Origin of the sequence: Companilactobacillus musae, from assembly GCF_003967595.1 — a bacterium.
GTDB lineage: Bacteria > Bacillota > Bacilli > Lactobacillales > Lactobacillaceae > Companilactobacillus > Companilactobacillus musae.
Genome location: NZ_BIFW01000017.1, coordinates 1 through 1,843, shown reverse-complemented (window position 1 = coordinate 1,843; position 1,843 = coordinate 1). Strand labels below are relative to the sequence as shown.

Annotated in this window: 2 protein-coding genes; both read right to left on the bottom strand. The window is 41.6% G+C overall.

The genetic code is table 11. The annotated features are described in order from the left end of the window. Window positions 1-435: 435 nt before the first annotated feature. Window positions 436-1,095, bottom strand: a complete 660-nt coding sequence (locus LAB100_RS11470; protein WP_041499946.1) for a replication protein — start codon at window positions 1,093-1,095, stop codon at window positions 436-438. 71 nt (window positions 1,096-1,166) lie between these two features. Further along, window positions 1,167-1,322, bottom strand: coding sequence for a ribbon-helix-helix domain-containing protein (locus LAB100_RS11465; RefSeq protein ID WP_041499945.1), 156 nt, complete (start codon window positions 1,320-1,322; stop codon window positions 1,167-1,169). Window positions 1,323-1,843: the final 521 nt, after the last annotated feature.

The following is a 1,843-nucleotide window of genomic DNA, read 5'->3' as shown; positions in this document are numbered from 1 at the left end:
CCTCCTAGAACGGCTAAAAGCCGTTCTACGTCGATTTACCGTTGACGGACAGTAAATTATACGGTTAACAGCTAAAATGGCTTAGAGAGCAAATTAGGGGCATTTAAAGCCAATCTTTAAAGCCAATAAAGTCCGAAGGAGTTGGCGACTGGACTTTATTGGCTTTAAAGATTCCAACTGACGCAAGTCAGTTTTGTTTGAGCAAAGCGAAATCTGATACAGGTTCTAATGGGTTTAGCACAGCGTCATCTTTGATGACGTATAAGTGCGCCTTTGACATTTTCTTCGGATTTTTTCATTGCTATTTTTAAAGCAATGCGCACTTACACTCCAAATAAATTGGAGTTGTGCTAAGACCATAAAAACCTGTATTAGAAGTCGGCTAGCCGACAACAAAAAAGGCGCTCAATTGAGCACCCAATTTTCATTTGCTAATTAGTCTTGTATCTCACCGGTCTCTTTGTTTATATCGCCTCTGCCGTACTTGCGTTCCTGATAAACAGCATCGAAATACAGCCTTATCAGTCCAGTATGAGCTTGCAAGACTGAATTAATCACCTTCATGCTGGGTAAGCCATGTTCTGAACCATGGCCAAGAACAAAACGCCGCAATTCACGCATGTTAGCCAAATTGTGATCATCAATCAATTCACAAACATCATTCAGCAAATCGTCTTTATCCTCAGCGTCCAGCGTAATGTAACGGTCAATATCAAAATTGTTTAGCAGAGTAATATCTGCTTTTTGATATTTGTGCTTATTCTTAGCTACGGCGTCCTTTGATTCATGCGTTAAATACAAATAAAGATTTTCTACGCTTTGAGCAACAATCTGAACCATCGCGATACTTTTATTGCCCAGTGCTCGTCTAATTTTTATCCGAACGCTATCAGCAGTCACAGGATTTTTAGCAACGTAAATTACGTGATAGTGTGCTTTCTTGTATTGCTGACCGGCTACTTTGCTCAAGTCCTTGTCATGCAACGGGCTGATTGCTATTGGAACTCCCATCAGTTCAAGTTTCTCTTGCCAGTCAACCGGAATAGATTCTGGGTACAGTAGGAACGTGAAGTATCTCGCTTTTTCTTTAGCCATTTGCTATAATTGCCTTTATCAGAAGCACCCTTAAGCAAAAATTCCTTCCCGTGACAAAGATGGATTTTTGCTTATTTTTTTTGCCCTGATTCCTTTCTTGCGTATTCTTCTAACGCTAATACAAAAATTGCAGATTTAGAAAAACCTTTTTCTTTAGCAAATTTTTGAACTAGAGCATATTGAGCGTCGGTTAGACCAATCGACACTCTTTTTTTGTTTGATGCCATATTTTTACCTCCGACAGAAAATCCTATTTGTGCAAATATCTTACATCAGTTGCTCAAAAAGGGCAAACTATTTTACATTTTCCAAAAAATGTCGCCGAAATGTCGCCGAAATGTCGCCGAGAATAAAAATCCTGTATCCATTGGGAGAGTAAGGATCAAGTGGCCTAATACGTCAGTTTGGCACTCGGCACTCAAAGGGGGGTCGTAGTACGGTCGCAAAATTCGCTCCCTCGCCCCCCCTGATTTTCAAATTTCTATCCCACACGAATAAAACCATGGGCGCTGCCCAAACCCGCAAGCTGTGTCAGCTTGACCCCATAAATGAGCGGGAGCTCCCGCTCAAACTCACCCCGCACTCGCCGTGAGGCAGGCAAAAAAGCAGGTGTGCTTTTCTTTGCATGCGCAAAAGTGTCTTGGTCTAGTGAGTCCATCAACTCCTTAAAGCCTCCTAGAACGGCTAAAAGCCGTTCTACGTCGATTTACCGTTGACGGACAGTAAATTATACGGTTAACAGCTAAAA